Raw genomic sequence first — 23,923 nt, 5'->3', positions numbered from 1 at the left:
TGTTGCCTGAATCGGCGCGGGCACCTTACCGTCGGTTCAGTAAGGAGCCCTTCCTGAATGGAGCGAGCTATGCAGCTGCCCCCGTTGCCGCACTGGGAGACGACGCCGGACGACCTTCCGGCCGCGATCCGCGAGATCAAAGCCGCGCTGCGGACGCGGATCGAGGCGTCCGGACGCACTGTGGAGGAGGTTTTCGCGGTGGTCGAGGCTCGTGTCGCTGCGGCGGTCGAGGAGATCGAGGCAGCGAAAGTGCGCGGCGAGGCGATCTGGCCGGAGTTGGACTACGCCGACATCGAGGCGGGCAGAGTCGCCGACGAAGACTTAGCTCGGCTCCGGCGGCGCGGTTGTCTCGTGGTGCGCGGTCATTTCCCGCGCGAGCAGGCGCTGGACTGGGACGCGGGGATCGTCGAGTACGTCGAGGGCAACCGGTTCTTCGAGCAGTACCGCGGCCCTGGCGACGACTTCTTCGGCACCGTCGGCTCGCGGCCCGAGATCTATCCGATCTACTGGTCGCCGGCGCAGATGGAGGCGCGGCAAAGCGACCGGATGGCGCGGGTGCAGGCGTTCCTCAACGCGCAGTGGCGTTCCGAATCCGACGGCGTCCGGTGGTTCGACCCCGGCCGGGATTCGCTGTACCCGGACCGGATCCGCCGTCGTCCGCCGGGCACGGATTCCGGCGGTCTCGGCACCCATCTCGACCCGGGCACGTTGGATCTCTGGATGACCGAGGCGTACCAGCGCGCGTTCCGGCACCTGTTCGACGGCACCGTCGAGTCCTATGACCCGTGGGACGCCGCGCATCGCACGGCCGGGCCGCAGTTCGAGGGCTCGACGATGTGCTCGGTGTTCCGCACCTTCCAGGGCTGGACCGCGCTGTCCGACATGGAACACGACCAGGGTGTGCTGCACACCGTGCCGATTCCGGAGGCGATGGGTTATCTGCTGCTGCGCCCGCTGCTGGCCGACGTGCCTGAAGACGAGATGTGCGGCGTCACGGTGAATCAGGTGTTCCCGGCGAGCGAGAAATGGCATTCGTTGCTGCTGCGGGCTTCCAGCGGAATCCCGGATGTGCGGGCGGGCGATTCCGTGTGGTGGCATTGCGATCTGATCCACAGCGTCGCGCCGGTGGAGAACCAACGGGGCTGGGGCAACGTCATGTACATCCCGGCCGCGCCGTGGTGCCCGCGCAACGAGGCGTACGCCGGGTCGGTGCGCGAAGCGTTCGAGTCCGGGTCCAGTCCGTCGGACTTCCCGGCCGAGCATTACGAGCGTTCCTGGCCGGACCGGTTCGCTCCCGGGCAGCTGAACGCGACCGGGCGGAGCGGGCTCGGGATAGGGTGACGTCGGTCGAGCGGTTGCCGGAGGAGCCGCATCCGGACGGCCACTATGCGCCGATGCTGTCAGTCCCGCCAGAAGCGAGGGTGATGTCCACAAAGGCCTGAGTTGCCGCGGCAATCGGCCCGGACCGATATATCAACCACTGCGGGAGCTTCTCCGGCGGCGCGAACCGGAGCACCTCGGCGCCGGCCCGGCGGGCGAGATCCGCCCAGCCGTCCGGCATCAGGCTCGCGCCGATCCCGCGCAGCACCATCGGCAGCACGACGCTCCGGTCGCCCACCTCGGCCGCGATCGACAGATCCGGCACGCTCGCCGCGAGCCGGTCGAAGAACCCGCGCACCGCCGTCGGCGACGTGGTGACGATGAACTGCATGCCGCTGAGTTCAGCCCGCTCGACGACCCCGTCCGAACCGATCTCGGTGCCCGGCGGGGCGACCAACAGCAGCTCTTCGTCCCGCAGATGATGCGCGACCAGACCTGGCCCGACCGGCCGTTCCGCGCTCCCGCACACCCCGGTCTCGCAACGCCCCTGCACCACCATCGCGACCACCTCGGCCGCCGACAACGCCGCCGACGTGCTCACCAAAACGCCCGGGTACCGCGTGCGCATCTCGGCGATGATGCTGATCACCGGCTCCAGCGCGGACGACGACGTGGCCGCGACGTCGATCCGCCCGGCCGGTCCGTCGCCCGCCATCCGCGCGGCGGCGCGCAGGGCGTCGAGGTCGCGCAGCACCAGCCGGGCGCGTCCGGCCAGCAGCTCGCCGGCGCTCGACAGCACCGCGTTGCGCCCGACCCGGTGGAACAGCTCGACGCCGAGGTCCTGTTCCAGCTTCGAAATCGCCCGCGACAACGACGGCTGCGCCACCCGCAACGCCCGGGCCGCGTGCGTGAACCCGCCGTGCTCGGCGATCGCGACGAAGTACTCCAGCTGACGGCGTTCCATAGCGATACGCTATCGGACCGGTGTCTCAGATGTCTTTGACGTACCGCCAGCTCGCGCGCGACGATAAGGCCATGGTCCAGACGCGCCCGACGCTGCAGGGCACCTTCGGCATGGTGTCGTCCACCCACTGGCTCGCCTCGGCGGCCGCGATGGCGGTCCTCGAGGACGGCGGCAACGCCTACGACGCCGCGGTCGCGGGCGCGTTCGTGCTGCACGTCGTCGAGCCGCACCTCAACGGTCCCGGCGGCGAGGTGCCGATGATCCTCGCCCCGGCGGGCGGCGCGCCGAAGGTGCTGTGCGGGCAAGGGCCCGCGCCGGCGGGCGCGACGATCGAGCACTACACCTCGCTCGGCCTTGACCTCGTCCCCGGCACCGGCCCGCTCGCCGCCGCGGTGCCCGGCGCGGTCGAGGCGTGGCTCCTCCTGCTGCACGACCACGGCACGAAGTCGCTGCGCGAGGTCCTCAAGTACGCCATTCACTACGCGGCGGACGGACACCCGGCGGTGGAGCGCGTCGGCGCGACGGTGGAGACCGTCCGCGAGCTGTTCGAGAACGAATGGACGACGTCGGCCGAGCTGTACTTGCCCGGCGGGGTCGCGCCGAAACCTGGTGGCCTGCTGAAGAATCCCGCGCTCGCCGAGACCTGGCGCCGGCTGATCGCGGAAGCGGAGGCGGCCGGGAGCGATCGGGAAGCGCAGATCGAGGCGGCGCGGAAAGCGTGGCGCGAAGGGTTTATCGCCGAGGCGCTTGCCGACTTCGCTGCGAAACCGGCGATGGATTCTTCCGGCGAACGGCACGCGGGCACCCTCGCCGCCGACGACATCGCCGCGTTCCGGCCGACCTACGAGGACCCGGTCACCCACACCTGGAACGGCTGGACTGTCGCGAAAGCCGGGCTGTGGAGCCAAGGTCCGGCGTTTCTGCAGCAGCTCGCGCTCCTGCCGGACGAGCTGGAGTACGCGACGCCGGAGTACTACCACCGGCTCATCGAGGGCACGAAGCTCGCGATGGCCGACCGTGAAGCCTGGTACGGCGACAGCACCGAAGTGCCCATCGAGGCGCTGCTTTCCCCGGAGTACAGCGAAGTCCGGCGCAAACTGATCGGCGACCGGGCGTCGTTCGACCTGCGTCCTGGCAGCCCGGAAGGCCGCGAGCCTCAGCTGAGCCGGCACGCGCACTACGTCGCGGGCGGCGGGGTCACCGCGTCGGCGATCGGGGCGGGGGAGCCGACCGTCGCGAAGGACGGCCTGACCCGCGGCGACACGTGCCACCTTGACGTCGTCGACCGCTGGGGCAACATGATCGCCGCGACGCCGAGCGGCGGCTGGCTGCAGTCCAACCCGGTCGTGCCGGAGCTGGGTTTCCCGCTGGGCACCCGGCTGCAGATGGCGTGGCTCGACCCGGGCCTGCCGAACTCGCTCGCACCGGGCAAACGGCCGCGCACCACGCTTTCGCCGTCGCTCGCGCTGCGCGACGGCGTGCCGGTGATGGCGTTCGGCACGCCCGGCGGCGACCAGCAGGACCAGTGGAACTTCCACTTCTTCCTCGGCACGGCGTTGCGCGAGAAGGTTCGCGGCGGGCTCGACCTGCAGGGCGCGATCGATGCCCCGAACTGGCACACCGACAGCTTCCCGAGTTCGTTCTACCCGCGCGGCATGGCGGCGGGGAGCGTGACGGTGGAGTCGCGGATCGGTGCGGACGTCATTGCCGCGCTGGAGGAGCGGGGCCACGACGTGACCGTGGGGGAGCCGTGGTCGGAGGGCCGGTTGTGCGCGGTGGCGCGGGATCCTGAGACCGGGGTGCTTTCGGCGGCGGCGAATTCGCGCGGGGAGCAGGGGTACGCCGCCGGGCGGTAGCTGGGAATGACAAGCGCTGTCTGGAAACGGACAGCGCTTGTCAGTGCTCTCGACAGATTTACAACGTTGTATCGCGGTGCCACACTGAGGCAGCTCGGTTTCTTCTTTCCCGTGTCCGGCATCTGACCGAAAGAAGCTGTCGATGTCCTCCTCCGAAGGTCCCCGCGAAGTCAGCCGCCGCGACGCCCTGCGCTGGGCGGGCACCGGCGCGGCCGCGGCCGCCGCGCTCTGGTGCGCCCCGGAACTGGTCCAGTCCACCGCCTCGGCGGCTCCGGCGGGCACGCTGAACCCGCTGCGCCCGCCCGCGACGCCGCTCATCGTGCGTTCGCCGTACCTCTCGACCTGGCAGGCCGCGGACAACCTGCCCGGCACCTGGTCGACGTTCTGGACCGGGCACGTCACCGCGCTGTGCGGGATCGCCCGGATCGACGGCGCGGCGTACGTGTTCGCCGGGGCGCCGCAGCTGCCGTCCGGTCCGAGCCTGACGCCGATGTCGCAGAACTCCTTGCGGGTCACCGCGACTCGCTCGATCTACGAACTCTCCGGCGGCGGCGTGACCCTCACCGTCACCTTCTTCTCGCCGGTCGATCCCGGCAACCTCCAGCGGCAGTGCGTGCCGTTCGGCTACGTCACCATCGCCGCCGCGAGCACCGACGGCCGGACGCATGCTGTCTCGCTGCATTTCGACACGTCGGCCGAATGGCTGCAATGGGATTCGGCCACGCCGGTCGGCTGGCAGCGGCAGGAATCCGGCGGCATCACGTCGCTGAGCGTCCAGGCCGCTTCGCCGGGCGCGCTCGCCGAGGACGGGCACGACCAGCCGCGCTGGGGTTCGCTCGTGGTCGCGGCGCCTTCTGGCGCGACCTGGCAAATCGGGCAGGACACGGTCGTGCGCGCGACGTCGGCGAACGGGGGAGCGCTGCCCGGGACCAGCGATCCGGACCAGCCGCGGGCGATCAGCGACCGCTGGCCCGTCCTCGCGTTCGCCAAAGATCTGGGCGTCGTCGCGCCCGGGGCGGCGGCCGATCCGCTGGTGGTGGCGATCGGGCACGTCCGCACCCCCGCCGTCAGCTACCTCGGCGCGCAGCTGGCGCCGTGGTGGACGCACTACTGGTCGTCGTGGCAGGACATGGTCGCCTGGTTCCACGCCGACTACCCGGCCGCGCTCGCCGCCGGGATCGCGCTGGACCAGCGGATCGACAGCGAAGCCTCCGCCGCGGCTGGCGGGGGCGGTACCGGCGACCATTACGCGGCGATCTGCGCGCTCGCGCTGCGGCAAGCGTTCGGCGGCACCGAATTGGTCGACCGGAACGGCTCGCCGTGGGCGTTCCTGAAGGAGATCTCGTCCAGCGGCAACGTGTCCACAGTGGACGTGATCTATCCGGCGCTGCCCGGTTATCTCCATCTCTCGCCGGACTTCGTGCGCTTGTTGCTGGAACCGGTCCTCGACTACGCCGAACACGGCGGCTGGCCGATGACCTTCTCGGAACACGACATCGGCGCGTCCTATCCGAACGCCGCCGGGCACAACGACGGCAACGAGGAGAGCATGCCGGTCGAAGAATCGGCCAACATGCTCATTATGTCCGCCGCGGTGGCGCAGCGCTTGGATTCCGCGGCGGCGAAGACTTTCGTCAACGCCCACTACGGAATTCTGCGGCAGTGGGCTGAATACCTGGTAGGAAACACGCTCGACCCGGGCAACCAGAACCAGACCGACGACTTCACCGGCTGGATCGCGCACAGCGCCAACCTCGCGTTGAAGGGCATCATCGGCGTCGGCGCGATGGCCGTTCTCGCTGATGTCACCGGCAACTCCGCCGATGCCTTGCGGTATCGGTCCATTTCGCGGTCTTACATCAGCCAATGGACGACGCTGGCCAACGACGGTTCGCACCTGCGGATGGCGTATGACCAGCCCGGCACCTGGAGCCTGAAGTACAACGGTTTCGCGGACCGGTTGCTTGGGCTCGACTTGGTGCCACTCGGCACTGCCGCGCGTGAAGCTGCTTGGTATCAATCAAAACGAGGCGCGCACGGTGTCCCGCTGGACCTCCGTCACGACTACACGAAAGCCGACTGGGAACTGTGGACGGCCGCCTGGCTGACCGACCACGCCGACATCCGCGCGACGCTCATCGAAGGCGTCTACAGCTTCGCCAACACGACGGGTTCGCGGGTTCCGTTCTCGGACTGGTACTTCGTCGCTGATGCCCGGCAGTCCGGCTTCCAAGCGCGCCCGGTCGCTGCCGGGTATCTGGCTTTGCTGCCGCATCCGGCTGCTTCGACGACTTCGTGGCGGCGGATCCAGAACCAGCGGTCCGGGAAACTCCTGGCGGTGCAGGACATGTCGCTTTCGGACATTGCTGATGTGACGCAGTGGCAGGACAATGGCACGGTCGATCACGTGTGGACAGTCGTGGACAGCGGCGACGGGACTGTCCGGATTATGAACCGCAACAGCGGAAAGGTGCTGGCGGTGCACGACCAGAGCCTGGACAACGGTGCGCACGTGCAGCAGTTCCAGGACAACGGAACGCCGGATCACCTGTGGCGCATCGTAGACGCGGGCGGCGGTTGGTGGAAGCTGCGGAACGTCCACAGTGGAAAGGTGATGGCAGTCGATCAACAGTCCACTGCGGACGGTGCACAGGTGACGCAGTGGGACGACAACGGGACGCCGGACCACTTGTGGAGGTTCATCTGAGCGGTTAGCGGGCGACGGAATCAGCGGAACCGGTGTAGCGGGCCCGGAGTTCGCGCTTCAACAGCTTCCCGGTGGCATTACGCGGAAGCTCATCGACAACCTCGACTCGACGGGGGCACTTGAAAGCGGCGATCCGCTCCCGGCAATAAGCGATCACCGCGTCCCCGTCGAGCGAGTCGTCGGCCGGCACGACCACCGCGATCACGGTTTCGCCCCACTGCGGGTCCGGCGCGCCGATCACCGCGACGTCGGCGATGCCCGGATGCCGGTGCAGCACCTGCTCGACCTCGATCGGATAGACATTCTCGCCGCCGGAAATGATCATGTCCTTCTTGCGGTCCACCAAAGTCACGAAGCCGTCCGCGTCGCAGCGGGCGAGGTCGCCGGAATGGAACCACCCGCCGCGCATGGTTTCCGCGCTCGCTTCGGGCAGGCCCCAGTAACCGGCGAAGACGTTCGGGCCGCGCAGCACCAGTTCGCCGACCGTCCCGGTGGGGACGTCGTCGTCGCGTTCGTCCACGATCCGCGCCTCGACGTGCAGGAAAGGCCGTCCGACGGACCCGGCGTGCGAGCGCACGAACGCCGATTCCAGCACCAGCGCGGCGGGGGAGAGTTCGGTCATCCCGAAACCCTCCACAAAGGTCAGTCCCTTGCCCTCGTAGAACTCGATCACCGGCAGCGGGCACGGCGCGCCGCCGCACAGCAGGTAGCGCAGGCGCGACAGGTCGTAGGAATCGAAGTCCGGGACCTGCGTCATCGCCGCCCACATCGCGGGCACCATGAAATGGACGGTGACCTTCTCCCGCTGGATCAGGGCGAGTGTCTCTTGTGGATCGAACTTGCCCGCGACCACCACGGTGCCGCCCGCGTACAGCAACGGCAGGGTGAACAGCGCGAGCCCGCCGATGTGGAAGAGCGGGGCGACCGTGAGCGTGATGTCGGACGGGAGCAGGCCTTCCCCGGAGGTGAGCACGTTGATCGCGTTCGCCTCCAGGTTGCCGTGGGTGAGCATGGCGCCCTTGGGCCGCCCGGTGGTGCCGGACGTGTACATCAGCACTGCGACGTCGTCGGCCCCGGTCGGTTCGAGTTCGACGTGGTCCTCGTTCGTGCCGAGCTCGCCGTTGTTGACCAGCGCCCGACCGCTGGCGGCTTCTTTCGCGAGCGCGGCGAAGGTGTCGTCGTGCACCACGACCACCGGCCGGGCGTCTTCAAGGAGGTACTCGACTTCGGCCGCCGCGAGCCGGAAATTGATCGGCAGCGTGATCGCGCCGAGCCAAGCGACCGCGAAGAGCGTTTCGAGGTAGCCGGTGGAATTCAAGCCCAGCAAGGCAACCCGGTCGCCTTTCCGCACGCCCAGCCCCCGCAACGCCGCCGCCCGCCGCGCGACCCGCTGTTCGAGTTCGGCGTACGTGATCCGCTCTCCGGTCTCCGCGGCCACGAGCGCGACCGCCTCCGGGGTGACGGTGCTGCGCCGGGCAATCCACTGCGCCAAGCTCGATGCCATGCCGAGACTCCTTCGTCGCCGGGGACCAGGACGAAGGTAACCGTACGGACGGTCAGTGGTCAAACCTTCGGCTACAGTGGGCCGATGCCACCCAAAGGCCGTGCCGGGGACATCCTGGCGACGTTCACCCGCTACGTCGCCGAACGCGGCTACGACGCCGCGAACTTCTCCGACATCGCCGGCGAACTGGGCCTGTCGAAGGGCACCATCGTGCACCACTTCGGCACGAAGGACCGGCTGCTCGCCGCGCTGCACGAGTCGTACATGCGCCGCAGGCTCGCCGAAGCCGCGCTGATCCGCGAACGCCTCGCGACACCGACCCGGCAGCTGGCCGGGCTGCTGTACGCGTTCGTGCTGTACCAGGTGGTGGACCGGGAGGCGACCGTCGCGTTCCAGCGCGAGGTCGTCCGCCTCGCGGACAGTGCCGCGATGGCCGAGGGCCGCCGGATGCGCGCGGAATACCTCGACCTGGTGCGGGCGGTGCTGTCCGACGGGGTCGCGGCGGGGGAGTTCCGCTCGTGCGACGTCGAGGTGCAGAGCCTGCTGATCTTCGGCTCGGCGCAATGGGCATGGACGTGGTTCGACCCGGACGGCCCGGTGTCCGCGGAGGAGGTGGGCGCGCAGCTGGTCGAGTTAGTCCTGGGCGGACTGCTGACGCGGCGGACCCGGCTCAGCGGACTGACCGAAGCGGACGGAACGGTGGTCCGGATCGTGCGTCAGTCCATTGCGGATGTCGCCAGTGCGGCATAGTGGGCCAGCGACCCTTTGTCTCTGCTGAATTCGTAGCCCAAGCATTCTTCTCTTTCGTTTACCATTGCCATGGAATATTCCTCCTCATGGTTGTTCCAGTGCTGCCCGGATGCTTTCGGGCCGCGTGCGAAAGAAATGATCAGCGAGGGGTACAGTCGCGCCGGGCGAGGGAATGAGGGGGTCTGGTGGGCGACGGTGCTCGCACGGCGGAAATCGTGCGGTTCTGGCGGATGGTCGAAATGTTCACTCCACAGGATGTGCCGAAGAAACCGAACACCCGGCCCGGCGCCGACAGCGAGCAGGTGGTGTTCGATCTCGGTCCGCGCGACCTGGCGCCGTGGGAAGAAGGCCATCCGGTGTGGCGGCTTCCAGCGAAGCCGCGGATGACGTGGCAGTTCACCGTTTACGGCGGGTTGTACGAGTTGTCGGCGGTCCGGGACGAGCTTGTACGCGCTTTGGGCCGCGACGCCAAGGAGCCCGACGGACGGCTCGACCGGCACACCGCGCTGCTGGCGTTCACTGTGGACGACAAGGGCGGCCTGGTGGAGAACTCCGCGACGTTGTCCGCCTGCGCATGGGCCATCGGCCGCACGCGCTCCCCGGGACCGGGCGCCCGGGACTGGCTGGACGGGTTCGAAGCGGAGGAACGAGAGTTCGCCAGACAGCTCGACCGGCTGGTCCCGCCGTCGGCGCGAACGGCCCCGGCAGAGGACGACGACTCCGCCGAATCGGTGGTGAGCAAGGTAAAGCAGGCCGCTGGCGAGCAAGTCAAGAACGCCGCGGCCGAGGCGGTCAAGGCAGGGGCGAAATCGGCCGGGACCGCGGTGACGACGGCGGCCGCCGCGGCGGTGGGCTCGGTCGCCGGCCCGGTCGTCGGCGGGATCGCGGGCAGCGTCGCCGGCGCGTTCGCGGAGAAGCTGCTGACTCCGCGCACGCGAGAGAAAGCCTCGGCGAAGCAGCCGGCCGGCTCCGCGACGGGGCAGCCGGACTGGGAAGAAGCGGGCGGCTGGCCGTGTCTCGGCGCGGGCGACGTGCACCGGCTGGTGTCTTCGCTGACGAGGGGACTCGGTCTGGCCGCGCTGGCGCCGTCCGGCGTCCGCGTGAAGTGCGCCTTGGTGCCGATCCGGGAGTCGGCCGAAGCGGGCGAGCAGAATTTCCTCAACAGCTTCATCGCGAAGGATCTGGGCCGGATCGAACAGGATCTCCGAAGCGGGAACGCGGGCCGGGGACTCTCGCAGTACCTGACCGCACCGCGCGCTCTTCCCGTCGCGGCGCGGGTCGATGTGCGGGAAACTCCGGACGCGGTCGTGGCTGGCGTGACGCCCGGCAGCATCCCGGCCGGCCGGTGGCCGACCGACCTCGGGAAACCCCTGGTGCTGAGCCAGCAGTTCGCGGTCGACCGGATCTTCGCCGAACTCGCCGACGGCAGCGGGCTGTTCGCGGTGAACGGCCCGCCCGGGACCGGGAAGACGACGATGCTGCGCGACGTGCTCGCGGGCATCGTCGTCCGCCGGGCCGACCGGCTCGCCACGCTGCATCACCCGGTCGAGGCGTTCACCGGGCAGATCGGCAGCGTCGCGCTGAACGCGAAACACACCGCTCACGTGTACCGCCCCCGGCCCGAACTGACGGGGTTCGAGGTCGTGCTCGCGACCGCGAACAACGGGGCGGCGGAGAACGTCACCGCCGAAATACCCGGGGTCAAGGCGGTGGGCGGGGCCGCGGCCGAAGCGCTGGACGCGGACTACTTCACCGAACTCGCGTCGCACGTCCTCGACGCCCCGGCATGGGGGCTGATGGCCGCGACGCTCGGCAGCATGAAGAAGCGGAGCCGGTTCGCCAGCCGGTTCTGGTGGGGCGACGGTCAAAGCCAGCAGGAACCGGCCGGGAAGAACGGACGGCCGGAGCCGGCGAAGAAGAAGCTCTCCGGGATGCTCCAGATCCTCCAGCAGGCGCAACGGAAACCTGAATCGGCCGCCGACTGGGCTCGCGCGGTCAAGCGGTTCAAGGACGCTTCGGCCGAGGTCCGGCGGCTCGCGGCGGAACGGCAGGAAGTCGCCGACGCGGTGGCCGCGCATCCCGGATGCCAGGCTGCCCGCGACGCGGCGGCGGACCAGGTTGTCGCGGCGGTCCGCCGGGGCGAGCACGCGCGGGGCCAGCTCGCCGGGGCGGAACAGGTGCTGGCACAAGCCCGGAAGGCGTTCGCGGACGAGGACGCGGAGTCGAAGCACCACGCGCTCAACCGGCCCGGGTTCTGGATCCAGCTCTCCACCTGGTTCAAGGCGGGCCGCGAGTGGGCGAGGCTCGCCGACGAACTTCGGCGGCGCCGCGCGGCGGCCAAACAGGAGTGCGAGCGGGCGTGCCGGATCGCGGCCGGGTGGCAGGAGGAATTGGGCGCCGCCACCGTGGCCTGGCAGCAATCGGTTCAGGCGAGGGACGCGGCCGAAGGTGTGTTCGCCGAGGTTTGCGCACGCATCGAGGCGGGCCGTCGGCGCTGGCCGGGGAACGTGCCCTTCCGGCCGGATTTCGACGGCGACGACGAGTTCCAGCGCTGCGCGCCCTGGGCCGACGCGGAGTTCACGGCGGCGCGCAACCGCTTGTTCCTCGAAGCGCTGCGCTTGCACAAGAGGTTCGTGCTCGGAGCCGAACCGAGGCTGCGCGACAACCTGGCGGCGATCGAGGCGTACCTGAAGGGCCGGGTCAAGCCGGAGCCCGCCGTTCTGCTCGCGGCGTGGCAGGCGTTGTTCCTGGTCGTGCCGGTAGTGTCCACCACCTTCTCGTCTCTGCCGCGGCTGTTCGCCGGGCTCGGCCGGGAATCTCTCGGCTGGCTGTTCGTCGACGAGGCGGGACAGGCGACTCCGCAGGAGGTCGTGGGCGGGATCTGGCGGGCCCGGCGTTCGGTGATCGTGGGAGATCCGCGGCAGCTCGAACCGATCGTGTCGCTGCCGTCGTCCGCGCAGGAGGTGCTTCGCCGGCATTGCCAGGTGGACGAACAGTGGTTGCCGGACGCCGCGTCGGCACAGCAGATCGCCGACCGGACGGCGCGGTACGGCACCCAGCTGGCGGACTCGGACGGCAGCGGCACCGCCTGGGTGGGCGCGCCGTTGCGGGTGCACCGGCGGTGCGACCGGCCGATGTTCGGGATTTCCAACGACATCGCCTACGGCGGGACCCTCATGGTGTACGGGACGCACCACGACGGCGACTTCCCCGGGCGGAACGGCTGGATCCACGTGCCGTCCGGCGCGTCGGACGAGCATTGGCTGCCCGCGGAAGGCGAAGCGCTGGCGGGCCTGCTCCGGCAGCTCAGGCGGGACGGCGTCCACGCTGACGACATCCGGGTGGTCAGCCCGTTCCGCGCGGTCGTGCGCGGTTCGCGCAGGGTCGGCCGGGAGGTGCTGGGGGAGGAGTTCGCCCGTACGAACGTCGGCACCGTGCACACCATGCAGGGCAAGGAAGCCGACGTGGTGATCCTCGTGCTCGGCACCCCGGACCACCGGGAACGAGCCCGGGAGTGGGCCGCGGAGAAACCGAACCTGCTCAACGTCGCGGTTTCGCGGGCGAAGCGCCGGCTCTACGTGATCGGCAACCGGCGAAACTGGCGGACCCAGCCGTACTTCAGCGTGCTCGCCGACCGGATCCCGGATCTCGAACAGTGAGCGGCTACCGGATCCTGAGCCGCCGCATCATCTTCAGCCCGGACAGCATTCCTTCCACGTACTTCTCGTACTTCTGCCCCGGCCGCGGGCTCATCACCGGCTTCTTCAGCACCGCCAGGTTCTGCACATCGGTGTACTTCAACAGCCCCTGATCCCCGTGCCGGGCACCGACTCCGGACGTCTTCACCCCGCCGGAAGGCGTCCCCTTGGCGGCGTACGCCGTCGCCAGGCTGTCGTTCACGTTGACGTTGCCCGTCTCCAGCCGAGCCGCCACCGCGGAGGCTGCGCGAATGTCCTTGCCCCACACCGAAGCATTCAGCCCGTAGTCGGTGTCGTTCGCCAACTCGACGGCCTCGTCCACCGTCCGGTACCGATGCAACGCCACCACCGGGCCGAAGGTTTCGGTGACCCCGCACAGCATGTCCTTCGTGACGCCTTCCAGAATGGTCGGCTCGAAGAACGCCGGGCCCAGATCCGGTCGCGGACGCCCGCCGCACAACACGGTGGCTCCCTTGGCGACCGCATCGTCCACATGGGACTTGACCCGGTTCATGTGGTCCACCGAAACCAGCGAACCCATTTCCGGGCCGAAATCGTAAGCCGCCCGTACATCCAGCGCGGAAGCCTTGGCGACAAAGGCTTCCTTGAATTCCTCGTAACGCGACTCCGGCAGGTAGATCCGCTCGATGTGCATGCAGATCTGCCCGGTGTTGCCGAACGCGCCGAACACCGCGCCCGGCACCGCGTCGGCGAAATCGGCGTCCGGGAGCACGATCATCGGATTCTTGCCGCCGAGTTCGAGACAGCAGCCGATCAGGTTCCGGCCCGCCTGTTCGCCGATCACCTTGCCGGTGGCGGTGGAGCCGGTGAACATCACGTAGTTGGCTTGGCCGATGAGCGTCGGGCCGACGTCCGGGCCCTCGCCGCACACGACCTGGAACAGGCCCTTCGGCAAACCCGCTTCTTCCAGCAGTTGCACGCCGTACAGCGGCGAAAGCGCGGTCTTGTTGTCCGGCTTCAAGACCACCGCATTGCCCGCCATGAGCGCTGGAATGGCGTCGGAAATGCCGGTGGCGAACGGGAAATTCCACGGTGCGATGATCCCGACCACGCCCTTGGGCACCCGGATCTCGGTTGACGACGACACCAGCGGCACCGGTCCGCCGCGCCGGGTCGGGGCGAGCAATTTGGGCGCCCGCCGCAGGTAGTGGCTCATGATCATCGGCGGATCGCACGTTTCCTCGATCGCCATCCGCCGGTTCTTGCCGCTTTCGACCTGGATCAGGTCGGCGATCGTCCGCGCGCGGTCGATGAAGAGCGAATGCGCCCGCTGGAACACCGCGAGCCGCTGCTTGAGCGGCGTCGCGGCCCACTTCGCCTGCGCCGCCCGCGCGGTGGCGAACGCCTGCTCGATGTCAGCGGGCGTCGACTGCGGCAGGTCCACCAGGACGTCGCCGGTGTAGACCTCGGTGAGCGGCCACACCGCGCCGCCCGAGCCCGGCACGCGCGCGACGAGCTGCCGGAGGAACTCGTCGGTCGCCGAGGCCGGGCGAGTGGGCCGGACCGGGGTGACGGTCATGGTGTTCCGCTCCTTCTCAGTTGCCGGAAAGAACCAGCTGCGCGCCCATTTCGCCGATCATGATGCAAGGCGCGTTGGTGTTGCCGCCGGTGATCGACGGCATGATCGAGGCGTCGCAGACCCGGAGCCCGTCCACGCCGCGCACCTTGAGGTCCGGCCCGACGACGGCGAGGTCGTCCACGCCCATCCGGCAGGTGCCGACGCCGTGGTACACCGACGTCGCGCGGTTGAGGATCGCGTCGCGCAACTCCTGGCCGCGCAACTGCTTGCCGGGGTGGATTTCCTCGTTGATCGAGCCCTTGAACGCCTTCGACGCGAAGATCTCGCGCACCATCTCGGAGCCTTCGCCGAGCACTTCGAGGTCGGCCGGGTCGGAGAGGTACTGCGGGTCGATGAGCGGCGTCGCGGTCGGATCGGCCGAGGCGAGCCGGATCGTGCCGCGGCTCTTCGGGTAGATCAGTGTGGTGAGGACGGTGAGCGCCGGCCGCTTGTCGACCGGGTGCCGGATCGGCGCGTCCTGGTTCGGCGACACGTACGCCCACGGCAGCAGGTGCAGCTGCAGGTCCGGCACCGTGGTGGCCTGCGACGTCTTGAGGAACGCGAGCGCCTCGAACACCGAGTTGGCCAGGAACGTCGAACCCGGCTTGAGCAGCTCGCGGGCCATTCCGCGGGCGAAATACGGTGCGGTGCCCTTGTTCTTGCACGACGACACCTGGAACGTCAGCGCGTGGAACATGTGGTCGTGCAGGTTGTCGCCGACCGGCAGATCCGCGAGCACGTCGATGCCGTGCTCCTTGAGGTGCTCGGCGTGCCCGATCCCGGACAGCATCAGCAGCTGCGGCGACCCGACGAACCCGGCCGCGAGGATGACCTCCTTGCCCGCGCGGATCGTGCGGTGCTTGCCGTTGGCGTCGGTCACCTCGACGCCGGTCGCGCGCCCGTTCTCGATCACTACTTTCCGCACGAAAACGCGGGACTGGACTTCGAGCGTCCGGGGTGCGAGGTGGTGCAGGTAGCCGCGCGAGGCGCTGTAGCGGAGGCCGTCGGCAGCGTTCTGCTGCATCCGGCTGACGCCTTCCTGCGATTCGCCGTTGTAGTCGTCGATGATGTCGCAGCCGATCGCGTCGGCCGTCGCGTCGAGGAACTGCAGCGTGCCTTCCTGCGGGATCTTGTTGCGGGTGATCTTGATCGGCCCGCCCGCGCCGCGGAAGGCGTTCTCGCCGTCCTCGAAGTCCTCCATGCGCTTGTACGCGGCGTTGACGCCGTCGGCGTCCCAGCCGGTGTTGCCCTCCGCCGCCCAGGAGTCGAAATTCGCCCGGTTGCCGCGGACGTAGACCATCCCGTTGACCGAACTGGAGCCGCCGAGCACCTTCCCGCGCGGCACCGGCATGCGCCGATCGAGAACATGTTTCTGCGGGACCGAGTAGAACCCCCAGTCGCTCATTTTCTTGAGCTGGGGAACCGCGTGCAGCGGGGCGACCAGCCCCGGTTTGCGCAACAGCAGCTGCTCGTCGCTCTTGCCCGCCTCAAGCACGATCACGCTGGCCCCGGACTCCGCGAGCCGTCCGGCGACAGCAGCTCCCGAGCTGCCCGACCCGACGACCACGTAGTCGGCTTCGTTGCTCCGGGCCACCCTGGCTGCCATGTCCGCTCCTCGTCCCGCGCACCGCCGAAACTATAACCTGTTCTAGTTCAGGCACGGTATAGCTTTCCCGCTCGCCGCGCAACGCCTCGCGCGCGAACCTGATTGACTTGCCCCCTGGGGACCGAGGAAGCGAACCACCGCATCGACGCCGGGGAGCCGGCGCCGGATCTGCGGGGGCTGCACCTGACGGAGGTTCCGGCTCGGGTGGTGGAACTCGGCGGTCTCGAGAAGCGGATGTTCCTTCGCCCGCAACGGCTCGCGCAGCAACAGCAGGAAGCCCGCTGCCCCAGCGTGTTCGCGGTCGTCCCGGCCGGATGGCGACGGATCACCGGGTCGCCGTACGAGATCCAGCTCTGCTGCGAGGAGCCTGGCGTCGGCTGGACGCCGACAAGGGCATTTGCCCCGGCCTTCTGCCGCAACCCCGGGTGAGCGCCCTTGCTCCGTTCGGTGCGACCCCGCGCACGCCGGCTGGGCAAACCAGGCGATAAGCGACACGTCGGACCCTCGGGCGATTGACGGCCGGCCGGACACCGCCGTACCGTGCTGCTCGCGCGACGGCTTCCCGAAGCCGGTGAGATTCCGGCACGGTCGCGCCACTGTGTGCCCATCCCGGGCGAGTCAGGTCGAGGAGCCGTCGTCAGGTCCACCCGCAAGGGACGCGTCATCCCGAAGGAGAGCCATGGCCACCATTCCGGCCGACCGGTCCACCCCGGTCGTCTTGCCCGTGTCGAAAGCCGCTTTGCTGCTCGGCGCCACCATTGTCGGCGCGCTGCTGCTGTACTACTTCATCGGCGTCGACCAGGGCGCGGTCTCGATCTTCGGCAGCGACACGCACGTGCACGAGTTCGTCCACGACGCGCGGCACTTCCTCGGCTTCCCCTGCCACTGACGCGCCCGGAACGGACAACCGAACAATGCAGAACAAGCTGATTCTGCGCGGCCTCCTCGCCGGAGCGCTGGGCGGATTGCTGGCGTTCGTCTTCGCGCGGATCTTCGCCGAACCGCTGACCCAGGCGGCCATCGACTACGAATCCGGCCGCGACGAGGCGCAGATGGCGCTCGACAAAGCCGCCGGGATGGCGAGCGAACACGAGGGCCACGAGGTTTTCAGCCGTGCCGTGCAGGGCAACCTCGGCATCGGGCTCGGCATGGTGCTCTTCGGCGTCGCGATGGGCCTGCTGTTCGCGGTGACCTACACGGTGCTGCTGGGCCGCGTCGGCCGGATCCGCGCGCGGGTGCTGGCGGTGCTCGTGGCCGGGGCCGGGTTCCTGACCCTGTACCTCGTGCCGTTCCTGAAATACCCGGCCAACCCGCCGGCGGTCGGGCACGAGGCCACCATCGGCGCGCGCACCGGGCTGTACCTGACCATGGTCGTCGCGTCGGTGATCTTCCTGGTCGCGGCCGTCGTCGCGGGCAAACGGCTCGCGCCGCGGCTGGGCAACTGGAACGCGACGCTCGTCGCGGGCGCCGGGTTCGTCGTGCTGTCCGGGCTCCTGATGGCGCTGCTGCCGTCGCTCGGGTCGCTGGCCAGCAACGTCGCCGAGTACGGCCCGCAGACCAGTGAAACGCCGCTGCCGCTCAAGGGTCCCGACGGCCAGATCGTGTACCCCGGATTCCCCGCCGACACGCTCGTCGGATTCCGGCTCTACTCGGTGCTGGCACAGGTCATCCTGTGGGCGACCATCGCGCTCGTGTTCGGCCCGCTCGCCGAACGCGTGCTGGACCGCGGGCGCGCGGTTACCGTCGAGGCGTGAACCCGCTTACCGGACTGGGCCCGTTCTTCGCCGTCGACACGCACTCGGCTGACGAACCGGCTTCGCCGTGGCGTCCGCTCTCCGAAGTCCTCGATGACGGCCCGGTGCTGCGCGAACGCGTCGCGCAGAACCGGGCCGTGCTCGGCGGCGATTTCGTGGAATTGCGCGTCGCGGCGTCGATCGCGCATCTCGGGCTGGCTGCGCGGCTCCTCTCGCCCGCGTTAGGTCTTGCTGCCGGGGCGGGAGCGGTTCCGGACTACTCGACGGCTTGGTGGCAGCCGAAGCTCGGCGGCGCGTTTCCGTTGTCTCTGAAGGAAGATTCGCCGGTTGAGTCCGATGTGGTCACAGCCTTCGCGGAACGGGTGCTGCGCGGTCCGTTGGCGCGGTTGGACAAGGCGATGGCGCAGTTCTCGCTGGCGGAGAACGTCCGGCGGGGGAACGTGGCGTCGGCGCTGAACGGGGCGGTGACGGTGTTGCGGTCCGATTGTCCAGAGTGGACTGACCGGGTCGTCGAAATCGTTGGTGCGCTGGAGGAATTGCCGGAGCTTGCCGGAACTGCGACTCGGGAGAACGGGCGGTTCCGGCGTCGCAGCTGCTGCTTGTTCTATCGGGCGACGCCGGATCGTGACGGTCCGAAGTGCGGGGACTGCGTGCTGGTCTGACCGGGTCAGGGCGCTCGGTTGGCCTGGTAGGCGACCATGATCCCGGCGAATCGGTCTGCTTCGTAGCAAGGGTCGCCGTACACGTCCAGCTTCGGATCGGTGGCCGTGACGGTGACGTTGAGGAGCGTGTCGTCGGCGACGCCGGTTTCGACGGTGCAGTGACCGTCGCGGTCGTCTCGGTGAACGCCGGGGTAGCTGTGGACGAAGACCGGGGCGAAGTCCGCGACCGCGGCACGGCGGTGGTACAGCGCTTCCAGCCCGCCTGAGGTGGTGTCGACGGAGGCGACGTACGTCAGGGCCTTCGTGTCGTGGGGGATCCAGGTGCAGGCGGTTTTCCCGGCGACAGGGGAGGCCGTTCCCTGGTTGTTGACGAAGAACATGGTCAGCTGGTGGGAGGTCATCAGGTCGCAGGGCTTGGTGGTGAACTGCGTGAGATCCAGCGGGGCATCGGGCAGCGGCGGCGACAGACGCGGCGGAGGCGGCGGCGCGGACGAGCAGCCCGCGACGCCGAGGAGGAGCGCGAGCAGCAAGCCCGTACGGCGACTGCCGCCGGGAGGCACGATTTTGTTCGGCGCCACGGAATTGAGCATAGCCGCGTTTCGTCTCTCTCGGTTTCCGGTCGAAAGGCAGTAAAAGACCGTTTTGTGCGGCCGAATGCCAAAGTCTCTCAGCGGGGTTTCCCTGCACGGCGAGCGGCCCGGAAGATCGTCCCGCGTGCCGAGGGCGGCCGGTTTTGTCGGTGCCCCGACCTAGGATGCGGAGCATGAAACGGTATGTCGACGAGGACCTGAACGGTGCGGAGTTCCGCGAGTGCGATCTGACCGGGGCGCGCCTGATCGGCGTCGTCATGCAGGACGCCGTGATCGACGGGCTCGTCTCCAACCTCGTGGTGAACGGGGTCGAGGTCGGCGAGTACGTCGAGGCGGAGCTGGACCGGCGATATCCGGTGCGGGTGCTGATCCGCTCCGAGGACCCGGTCGATCTGCGCGAGGCGGCGCGTCAGCTCCGCAAAGGCTGGGCTGCCACGGTCGAGCGGATCCGCCGTGCGCCCGGCATCGAGGGCCGCAGCGTGAACGACGAGTGGTCGGCGGCGCAGACGATGCGCCACCTGGTCTTCGTCCACGATTCGTGGTTCCGCCGCTGCTGCCTTGGCTCGACGGAGCTGTTCACGCCGATGGGCATCGGGCCGGACGTCGGTCCCTACCGCGAAGCGCACGGGGTTGACCGCTCGCTCGATCCGTCCCTTGACGAGATCGTGCGCGTGCGCGACGAACAGGCGGCCGAGCTCGAGGCCTGGCTCGACGAGGTCACCGCCGCACAGCTCGAGGCGCCAGCACCGGTGCCCGAAGACGATGTCTGGCCGCCGTACGCGAGGGGCCGCTCCGTGCGGCAATGCCTGCGCACGGTGCTCAACGAGACCTTCGAGCACCACGGCTTCTGCGTCCGCGACCTCGACCTGATCGAGGTGCAGGACGTGGAGTAGGGATTGGACCTGCGATCGAGATCTGCGCGGGGAACACTGGCGAAGGAGAGCGCCGGGAGGTTGCCATGCGGAGGAACTATTGGACCTACAGCGCGGGGCTGCTCGTCGCGTGGGTGCTGGTCTTCATGCTCGTCGGCCTGATTCGCGGCGGACACGAGGTGCAGGTCGTGCTGCCGGTGTTCGGCGGCTTCTGCATCGGCTGGGCGAGCACCACCATCGCGCGGTACGTGTACCCGCCGCCGAAGCAGTGGCTGAGCTGAACCCGTCCCGGTCGGCGAGACGATCGTCGCCACCGCCGCGCTGTTGTTCGTAAGGTCGGCCGGTGTTGTCCGAACGAGCGTTCTTCTCCTTCGTCGCACTGGCCGATCCCTCGCGGAAACGCGAGTACAACGAGTGGCATCAGCTCGACCACCTGCCGGAGAACCTGCGCCTCCCCGGCGTCGCGCACGGCGACCGCTGGGCCTGGACCGGCGACGGCACCGCGAGCCCGGAGCTGGCTGTCGACTATGTGGCGATGTACTGGTTCCGCCCGCCGTACGAGCAAAGCGTGGCCGAATGGCGCAAGCTCGGCGAAGACTCGTTCCAGTGGGGCCGCGGACCGCTGATTCCGGGCGTGCGGCGGCCGTTGCTGGGGTTCTTCACGCCGGTGCTCGGCTATGTCGCGCCACGCATCCGGTTGTCCGCGGACGCGCTGCCGTTCCGGCCGAATCGCGGACTGCACGTCACGGTCACCGAGCTGGCCGAACCGCACAGCGGAGAGGCACACGCGCAGTTCGCGTGGCAGGACCGGCCGCGGATTCCCGACCTGCTGACCTGCCCGGGCGTTGCCGGCGCCTGGACTTTCTCGTTCCTCGGCAGGCAGCAGCATTCGACACTGAACATCGGCTCCGTGGAGGAACGCGCGCCGGGCTCGCTGCGGATCCGGCTGTTGTACCTGGACGAGGACCCGGTCGAGGTGAGCCGCGAAATCGCCGAGCGGGAACGCCGCTGGGAGCCCGCGCCGCATCCCGAGGCCGAGCGGACGCTGCTTTCCGGACCGGTTCGGACGATTGTCCCTTGGCGGGACTGGTGATCCCCGTCGAAGAATGGGCCGCGCTGCACGATCTCGTGCACCGTTACGCCGCCCGCGTCGACCAGCGCGACTTCGCCGGGGTCGCCCGGCTGTTCGGCGACGACGGGGTGCTCGTGCTGCCTGATCCGCCCCGCGACTTCGGCCCGGTTCGGGAGCATCGCGGTCCGGAAGCCGTCGCTGCGGCCTTGTCCCTGCTGGACGACGTGCCGCTGACCGCGCATGGCATTACCGGCACAGTCTTCGATCCCGGTGCTGATCACGCGACAGCGCGCGGACGGATCACCTGCGTCGCCCACCATGTGACCCCGCGCGACGGACGCTTCGCCGACGCGGTGTGGCATCTGCACTACCTCGACCGCTACGCCATGACCACCGGAGAATGGCGGTTCGCGCGCCGTGAAGTGCACCTCGATCTGATCGAAACCCGGGAGGTCCGCGCGTCCCGCCTCGGCCGGTGACCTGCGCCGCGTCACCCGAACGGGCGGACCCGTCCGGGGCGGCGGCGCGACGGGTTTGCCCGGAAACTGCGTAAGGTCGAGTCCATGCCAGGGGAAGACGGCCTGCTCACGCAGGACAGCACGCGCGGGTTGACCGCGGCCGAGGTGGCCGAGCGGGTCGCCGCGGGACGGACCAACGACGTGCCTTCGCGCACGAGCCGCAGCGCGTGGGAGATCGTCCGGTCGAATGTCTTCACCCGGATCAACGCGATCTTCGCGGTGCTCGCGGTCATCATCTTCTCCACCGGCTACCTGCTGGACGGGCTGTTCGCCGGGGTGATCGTGGCGAACAGCGTCGTCGGCATCGTGCAGGAGCTGCGCGCCAAGCGGACGCTGGACCGGCTCGCGATCGTCGGCCAGGTGCGCCCGCGCGTGCGCCGCGACGGGACGAGCAGCGAGCTGGCCCCGGAAGAGGTCGTCGCCGACGACGTGATCGAGATCGGCGCGGGCGACCAGGTGGTGGTCGACGGCGAGGTGCTGTCCGCGGACGCGCTCGAGGTCGACGAATCGCTGCTCACCGGCGAATCGGACCCGGTGGTGAAGCGCGCGGGCGACCCGATCATGTCCGGCAGTTTCGTGGTGGCCGGCAACGGCGCGTACCGGGCGACGAAGGTCGGCTCGGAGGCGTACGCGGCGAAGCTGGCCGAGGAGGCGGGCCGGTTCACGCTGGTCGATTCGGAGCTGCGGAACGGGATCAACAAGATCCTGAAGGTCATCACGTACCTGCTGGTCCCGGCCGGCGCGCTGTCGATCTACAACCAGCTTTCCGGTTCGCAGAAGCTGCCCGACGCGCTGCGCGGGATGGTCGCGGCGCTCGTCCCGATGGTGCCGGAGGGCCTGATCCTGCTGACGTCGGTCGCGTTCGCGGTCGGCGTGATCCGGCTGGGCCGCAGGCAATGCCTGGTCAACGAGCTGCCCGCGATCGAGGGGCTGGCTCGCGTGGACGTCGTGTGCGCGGACAAGACCGGCACGCTCACCGAGAACACCATGCGGCTGTCCGAGCTGCGGCGGTTGCACGAGGAGGGCGAGGCGCCGGAGACGGTGCTGGCCGCGCTCGCCGCCGCCGACCCGCGCCCGAACGCCAGCCTGGTCGCGATCGCCGAGGGCTGCCCGGCCGCGCCGGACTGGACGCCGACCGCCGTGGTGCCCTTCTCGTCGGCGCGGAAGTGGAGCGGCGCGGCGTTCGGCGAACACGGCGACTGGGTGCTCGGCGCGCCGGACGTGCTGCTGCCCGCCGAGTCGGAGGAACGCGCGGAAGCCGAACGGATCGGCGCGCAGGGCCTGCGGGTGCTGCTGCTGGGCCGGGCCGCGAACGCCGTCGACGCGCCGGACGGGCCGGGCAAGGTCACGCCGGTGGCGCTGGCCGTGCTGGAACAGAAAATCCGCGGCGACGCCCGCGAGACGCTCGACTATTTCGCCGCCCAAGGCGTTGCGGTGAAACTGATTTCGGGCGACAACGCGGTGTCGGTCGGCGGTGTGGCCCGCGCGCTGGCGCTGCCCGGCGGCGAGGCTCCGGTCGACGCGCGGACGCTGTCCGAAGACCCCGGCAAGCTGGCCGAGGAACTGGAAGGCACCGCGGTGTTCGGCCGCGCGACGCCCGCGCAGAAGCGATCGATGGTCGCGGCGCTGCAGGCTCGCGGACACACCGTCGCGATGACCGGCGACGGCGTCAACGACGTCCTCGCTTTGAAGGACTCGGACGTCGGCGTCGCGATGGGCGCGGGCAGCCCGGCGACCCGGTCGGTCGCGCAGATCGTGTTGCTGGACAACGCTTTCGCGACCCTGCCGTACGTCGTCGGCGAAGGCCGCCGGGTGATCGGCAACATCGAACGAGTCGCGAACCTGTTCCTCACCAAGACGGTGTACTCGGTGCTGCTGGCGCTGATCGTCGGCGTGCCCGGGCTGATCGGCCAGGACGCGATGCCGTACCCGTTCCTGCCCCGGCACGTGACGATCGTCGGCTGGTTCACCATCGGCCTGCCCGCCTTCGTGCTGTCACTCGCGCCCAACAACGACCGCGCGCGCAGCGGATTCGTCGGCCGCGTGCTGCGAATGGCGATCCCGGCCGGGGTGGTGATCGGAGCCGCGTCGTTCGTCGCCTACATCCTGGTCCATCCCGGCAACGCGACGACCCATGCCGCGCAGGTCCAGGCGAGCACCACGGCGCTGATGACGTTGATGGCGCTGGCATTGTGGGTGCTGGCGGTCGTAGCGCGGCCCTACACCTGGTGGAAAGCCGCGCTGGTGGCGACGATGGCGGTGGTTTCAGCGCTGATGTTCCTGCTGCCGTGGACGCGCGAGACTTTCGAACTCGACCCGAGCAATACCGGCTACACGCTGACGGCGGTGTGCTGTGCCGCGGCGGGAGTGGTGCTGATCGAGATCGGGCGGTGGATCGGGAACCGGATCGGGACCTGACGGTCCGTGAGGGGAACCCTGAGGGAATCAGATTCCCTCAGGGTTCCCCTCAC

Annotated in this window: 19 protein-coding genes and 1 riboswitch; of the genes, 14 read left to right on the top strand and 5 right to left on the bottom strand. The window is 69.3% G+C overall.

Annotated features, from left to right (window positions below; translation table 11 throughout):
* Nucleotides 1-69 precede the first annotated feature (69 nt).
* Nucleotides 70-1,341: a YbiU family protein gene (locus AB5I40_RS09780; RefSeq protein ID WP_370938133.1), complete on the top strand. Its 1,272-nt coding sequence runs from the start codon at nt 70-72 to the stop codon at nt 1,339-1,341.
* 43 nt (nt 1,342-1,384) lie between these two features.
* On the opposite strand, the gene AB5I40_RS09775 is transcribed toward AB5I40_RS09780, so the two are convergent.
* A complete protein-coding gene (locus AB5I40_RS09775) occupies nt 1,385-2,284 on the bottom strand; it encodes a LysR family transcriptional regulator (protein ID WP_370938132.1) in 900 nt (299 codons plus the stop codon).
* A 71-nt stretch (nt 2,285-2,355) separates the two neighbouring features.
* On the opposite strand from AB5I40_RS09775, the gene AB5I40_RS09770 reads away from it, so the two are divergent.
* Together AB5I40_RS09770 and AB5I40_RS09765 are read left to right on the top strand one after the other, a co-directional pair.
* Nucleotides 2,356-4,140, top strand: a complete 1,785-nt coding sequence (locus tag AB5I40_RS09770; RefSeq protein ID WP_370938131.1) for a gamma-glutamyltransferase family protein — start codon at nt 2,356-2,358, stop codon at nt 4,138-4,140.
* 142 nt (nt 4,141-4,282) lie between these two features.
* Nucleotides 4,283-6,847: a glutaminase domain-containing protein gene (locus AB5I40_RS09765; RefSeq protein WP_370938130.1), complete on the top strand. Its 2,565-nt coding sequence runs from the start codon at nt 4,283-4,285 to the stop codon at nt 6,845-6,847.
* A gap of 4 nt (nt 6,848-6,851) precedes the next feature.
* Here the strand turns inward: AB5I40_RS09765 and AB5I40_RS09760 are convergent, their stop codons facing one another.
* Nucleotides 6,852-8,351 carry a long-chain fatty acid--CoA ligase gene (locus AB5I40_RS09760; protein ID WP_370938128.1) on the bottom strand — a complete coding sequence of 500 codons (1,500 nt, stop codon included), beginning with the start codon at nt 8,349-8,351 and terminating at the stop codon, nt 6,852-6,854.
* An 84-nt stretch (nt 8,352-8,435) separates the two neighbouring features.
* On the opposite strand from AB5I40_RS09760, the gene AB5I40_RS09755 reads away from it, so the two are divergent.
* Both AB5I40_RS09755 and AB5I40_RS09750 read left to right on the top strand, forming a co-directional pair.
* Nucleotides 8,436-9,101 (top strand): TetR/AcrR family transcriptional regulator, encoded by a 666-nt coding sequence (locus AB5I40_RS09755; RefSeq protein ID WP_370938127.1) that lies wholly within the window; start codon nt 8,436-8,438, stop codon nt 9,099-9,101.
* 185 nt (nt 9,102-9,286) lie between these two features.
* Nucleotides 9,287-12,760, top strand: a complete 3,474-nt coding sequence (locus AB5I40_RS09750) for a DEAD/DEAH box helicase (protein ID WP_370938126.1) — start codon at nt 9,287-9,289, stop codon at nt 12,758-12,760.
* 4 nt (nt 12,761-12,764) lie between these two features.
* Here the strand turns inward: AB5I40_RS09750 and AB5I40_RS09745 are convergent, their stop codons facing one another.
* Nucleotides 12,765-14,339: a succinic semialdehyde dehydrogenase gene (locus tag AB5I40_RS09745; protein WP_370938124.1), complete on the bottom strand. Its 1,575-nt coding sequence runs from the start codon at nt 14,337-14,339 to the stop codon at nt 12,765-12,767.
* A gap of 16 nt (nt 14,340-14,355) precedes the next feature.
* Nucleotides 14,356-15,984 carry a GMC family oxidoreductase gene (locus tag AB5I40_RS09740; protein WP_370938123.1) on the bottom strand — a complete coding sequence of 543 codons (1,629 nt, stop codon included), beginning with the start codon at nt 15,982-15,984 and terminating at the stop codon, nt 14,356-14,358.
* A gap of 102 nt (nt 15,985-16,086) precedes the next feature.
* Here AB5I40_RS09740 and AB5I40_RS09735 point away from each other — a divergent pair, with 102 nt between their 5' ends.
* The 4 genes from AB5I40_RS09735 to AB5I40_RS09720 all read left to right on the top strand — a co-directional run bounded on the left by AB5I40_RS09735 (nt 16,087) and on the right by AB5I40_RS09720 (nt 18,400).
* The gene (locus tag AB5I40_RS09735) at nt 16,087-16,413 is read left to right on the top strand and encodes a hypothetical protein (RefSeq protein WP_370938122.1); all 327 of its coding nucleotides are present in this window, start codon (nt 16,087-16,089) and stop codon (nt 16,411-16,413) included.
* A gap of 138 nt (nt 16,414-16,551) precedes the next feature.
* Nucleotides 16,552-16,607, top strand: a riboswitch (cobalamin riboswitch).
* Nucleotides 16,608-16,663: 56 nt separating this feature from the next.
* Complete coding sequence (locus AB5I40_RS09730; protein ID WP_009077103.1) at nt 16,664-16,873, top strand: CbtB-domain containing protein; 210 nt, start codon at nt 16,664-16,666, stop codon at nt 16,871-16,873.
* Between the two features lie 25 nt (nt 16,874-16,898).
* Nucleotides 16,899-17,738: a CbtA family protein gene (locus AB5I40_RS09725; protein WP_370938121.1), complete on the top strand. Its 840-nt coding sequence runs from the start codon at nt 16,899-16,901 to the stop codon at nt 17,736-17,738.
* On the top strand, nt 17,735-18,400 hold the full coding sequence (locus AB5I40_RS09720) for a (2Fe-2S)-binding protein (RefSeq protein WP_370938120.1): 666 nt from the start codon (nt 17,735-17,737) through the stop codon (nt 18,398-18,400). The genes AB5I40_RS09725 and AB5I40_RS09720 overlap by 4 nt, the downstream gene beginning before the upstream one ends.
* 5 nt (nt 18,401-18,405) lie before the next feature.
* Here the strand turns inward: AB5I40_RS09720 and AB5I40_RS09715 are convergent, their stop codons facing one another.
* Nucleotides 18,406-18,978 carry a DUF3558 family protein gene (locus tag AB5I40_RS09715; RefSeq protein ID WP_370938119.1) on the bottom strand — a complete coding sequence of 191 codons (573 nt, stop codon included), beginning with the start codon at nt 18,976-18,978 and terminating at the stop codon, nt 18,406-18,408.
* 185 nt (nt 18,979-19,163) lie between these two features.
* On the opposite strand from AB5I40_RS09715, the gene AB5I40_RS09710 reads away from it, so the two are divergent.
* The 5 genes from AB5I40_RS09710 to AB5I40_RS09690 all read left to right on the top strand — a co-directional run bounded on the left by AB5I40_RS09710 (nt 19,164) and on the right by AB5I40_RS09690 (nt 23,870).
* Nucleotides 19,164-19,883, top strand: coding sequence for a DinB family protein (locus AB5I40_RS09710; RefSeq protein ID WP_370938118.1), 720 nt, complete (start codon nt 19,164-19,166; stop codon nt 19,881-19,883).
* A gap of 65 nt (nt 19,884-19,948) precedes the next feature.
* The gene (locus tag AB5I40_RS09705) at nt 19,949-20,143 is read left to right on the top strand and encodes a hypothetical protein (protein ID WP_370938116.1); all 195 of its coding nucleotides are present in this window, start codon (nt 19,949-19,951) and stop codon (nt 20,141-20,143) included.
* A gap of 62 nt (nt 20,144-20,205) precedes the next feature.
* Nucleotides 20,206-20,955 (top strand): hypothetical protein, encoded by a 750-nt coding sequence (locus AB5I40_RS09700; protein ID WP_370938115.1) that lies wholly within the window; start codon nt 20,206-20,208, stop codon nt 20,953-20,955.
* Nucleotides 20,940-21,413, top strand: coding sequence for a nuclear transport factor 2 family protein (locus AB5I40_RS09695; protein ID WP_370938114.1), 474 nt, complete (start codon nt 20,940-20,942; stop codon nt 21,411-21,413). The genes AB5I40_RS09700 and AB5I40_RS09695 overlap by 16 nt, the downstream gene beginning before the upstream one ends.
* A gap of 84 nt (nt 21,414-21,497) precedes the next feature.
* Nucleotides 21,498-23,870, top strand: coding sequence for an HAD-IC family P-type ATPase (locus tag AB5I40_RS09690; protein WP_370938113.1), 2,373 nt, complete (start codon nt 21,498-21,500; stop codon nt 23,868-23,870).
* Nucleotides 23,871-23,923 lie beyond the last annotated feature (53 nt).

This window comes from Amycolatopsis sp. cg13, from assembly GCF_041346965.1.
In the GTDB taxonomy this organism is placed as follows: domain Bacteria; phylum Actinomycetota; class Actinomycetes; order Mycobacteriales; family Pseudonocardiaceae; genus Amycolatopsis.
Note: the sequence above shows the minus strand (reverse complement) of the source record. Positions and strands in the feature narration are given on the sequence as shown.

What these genes read in the sequence shown, in the direction of transcription:
- AB5I40_RS09780 (WP_370938133.1), top strand. Translation starts at nt 70, where the DNA reads ATGCAGCTGCCCCCGTTGCCGCACTGGGAGACGACGCCGGACGACCTT.
- AB5I40_RS09775 (WP_370938132.1), bottom strand. Translation starts at nt 2,284, where the DNA reads ATGGAACGCCGTCAGCTGGAGTACTTCGTCGCGATCGCCGAGCACGGC.
- AB5I40_RS09770 (WP_370938131.1), top strand. Translation starts at nt 2,356, where the DNA reads ATGGTCCAGACGCGCCCGACGCTGCAGGGCACCTTCGGCATGGTGTCG.
- AB5I40_RS09765 (WP_370938130.1), top strand. Translation starts at nt 4,283, where the DNA reads ATGTCCTCCTCCGAAGGTCCCCGCGAAGTCAGCCGCCGCGACGCCCTG.
- AB5I40_RS09760 (WP_370938128.1), bottom strand. Translation starts at nt 8,351, where the DNA reads ATGGCATCGAGCTTGGCGCAGTGGATTGCCCGGCGCAGCACCGTCACC.
- AB5I40_RS09755 (WP_370938127.1), top strand. Translation starts at nt 8,436, where the DNA reads ATGCCACCCAAAGGCCGTGCCGGGGACATCCTGGCGACGTTCACCCGC.
- AB5I40_RS09745 (WP_370938124.1), bottom strand. Translation starts at nt 14,339, where the DNA reads ATGACCGTCACCCCGGTCCGGCCCACTCGCCCGGCCTCGGCGACCGAC.
- AB5I40_RS09740 (WP_370938123.1), bottom strand. Translation starts at nt 15,984, where the DNA reads ATGGCAGCCAGGGTGGCCCGGAGCAACGAAGCCGACTACGTGGTCGTC.
- AB5I40_RS09730 (WP_009077103.1), top strand. Translation starts at nt 16,664, where the DNA reads ATGGCCACCATTCCGGCCGACCGGTCCACCCCGGTCGTCTTGCCCGTG.
- AB5I40_RS09725 (WP_370938121.1), top strand. Translation starts at nt 16,899, where the DNA reads ATGCAGAACAAGCTGATTCTGCGCGGCCTCCTCGCCGGAGCGCTGGGC.
- AB5I40_RS09710 (WP_370938118.1), top strand. Translation starts at nt 19,164, where the DNA reads ATGAAACGGTATGTCGACGAGGACCTGAACGGTGCGGAGTTCCGCGAG.
- AB5I40_RS09705 (WP_370938116.1), top strand. Translation starts at nt 19,949, where the DNA reads ATGCGGAGGAACTATTGGACCTACAGCGCGGGGCTGCTCGTCGCGTGG.
- AB5I40_RS09690 (WP_370938113.1), top strand. Translation starts at nt 21,498, where the DNA reads ATGCCAGGGGAAGACGGCCTGCTCACGCAGGACAGCACGCGCGGGTTG.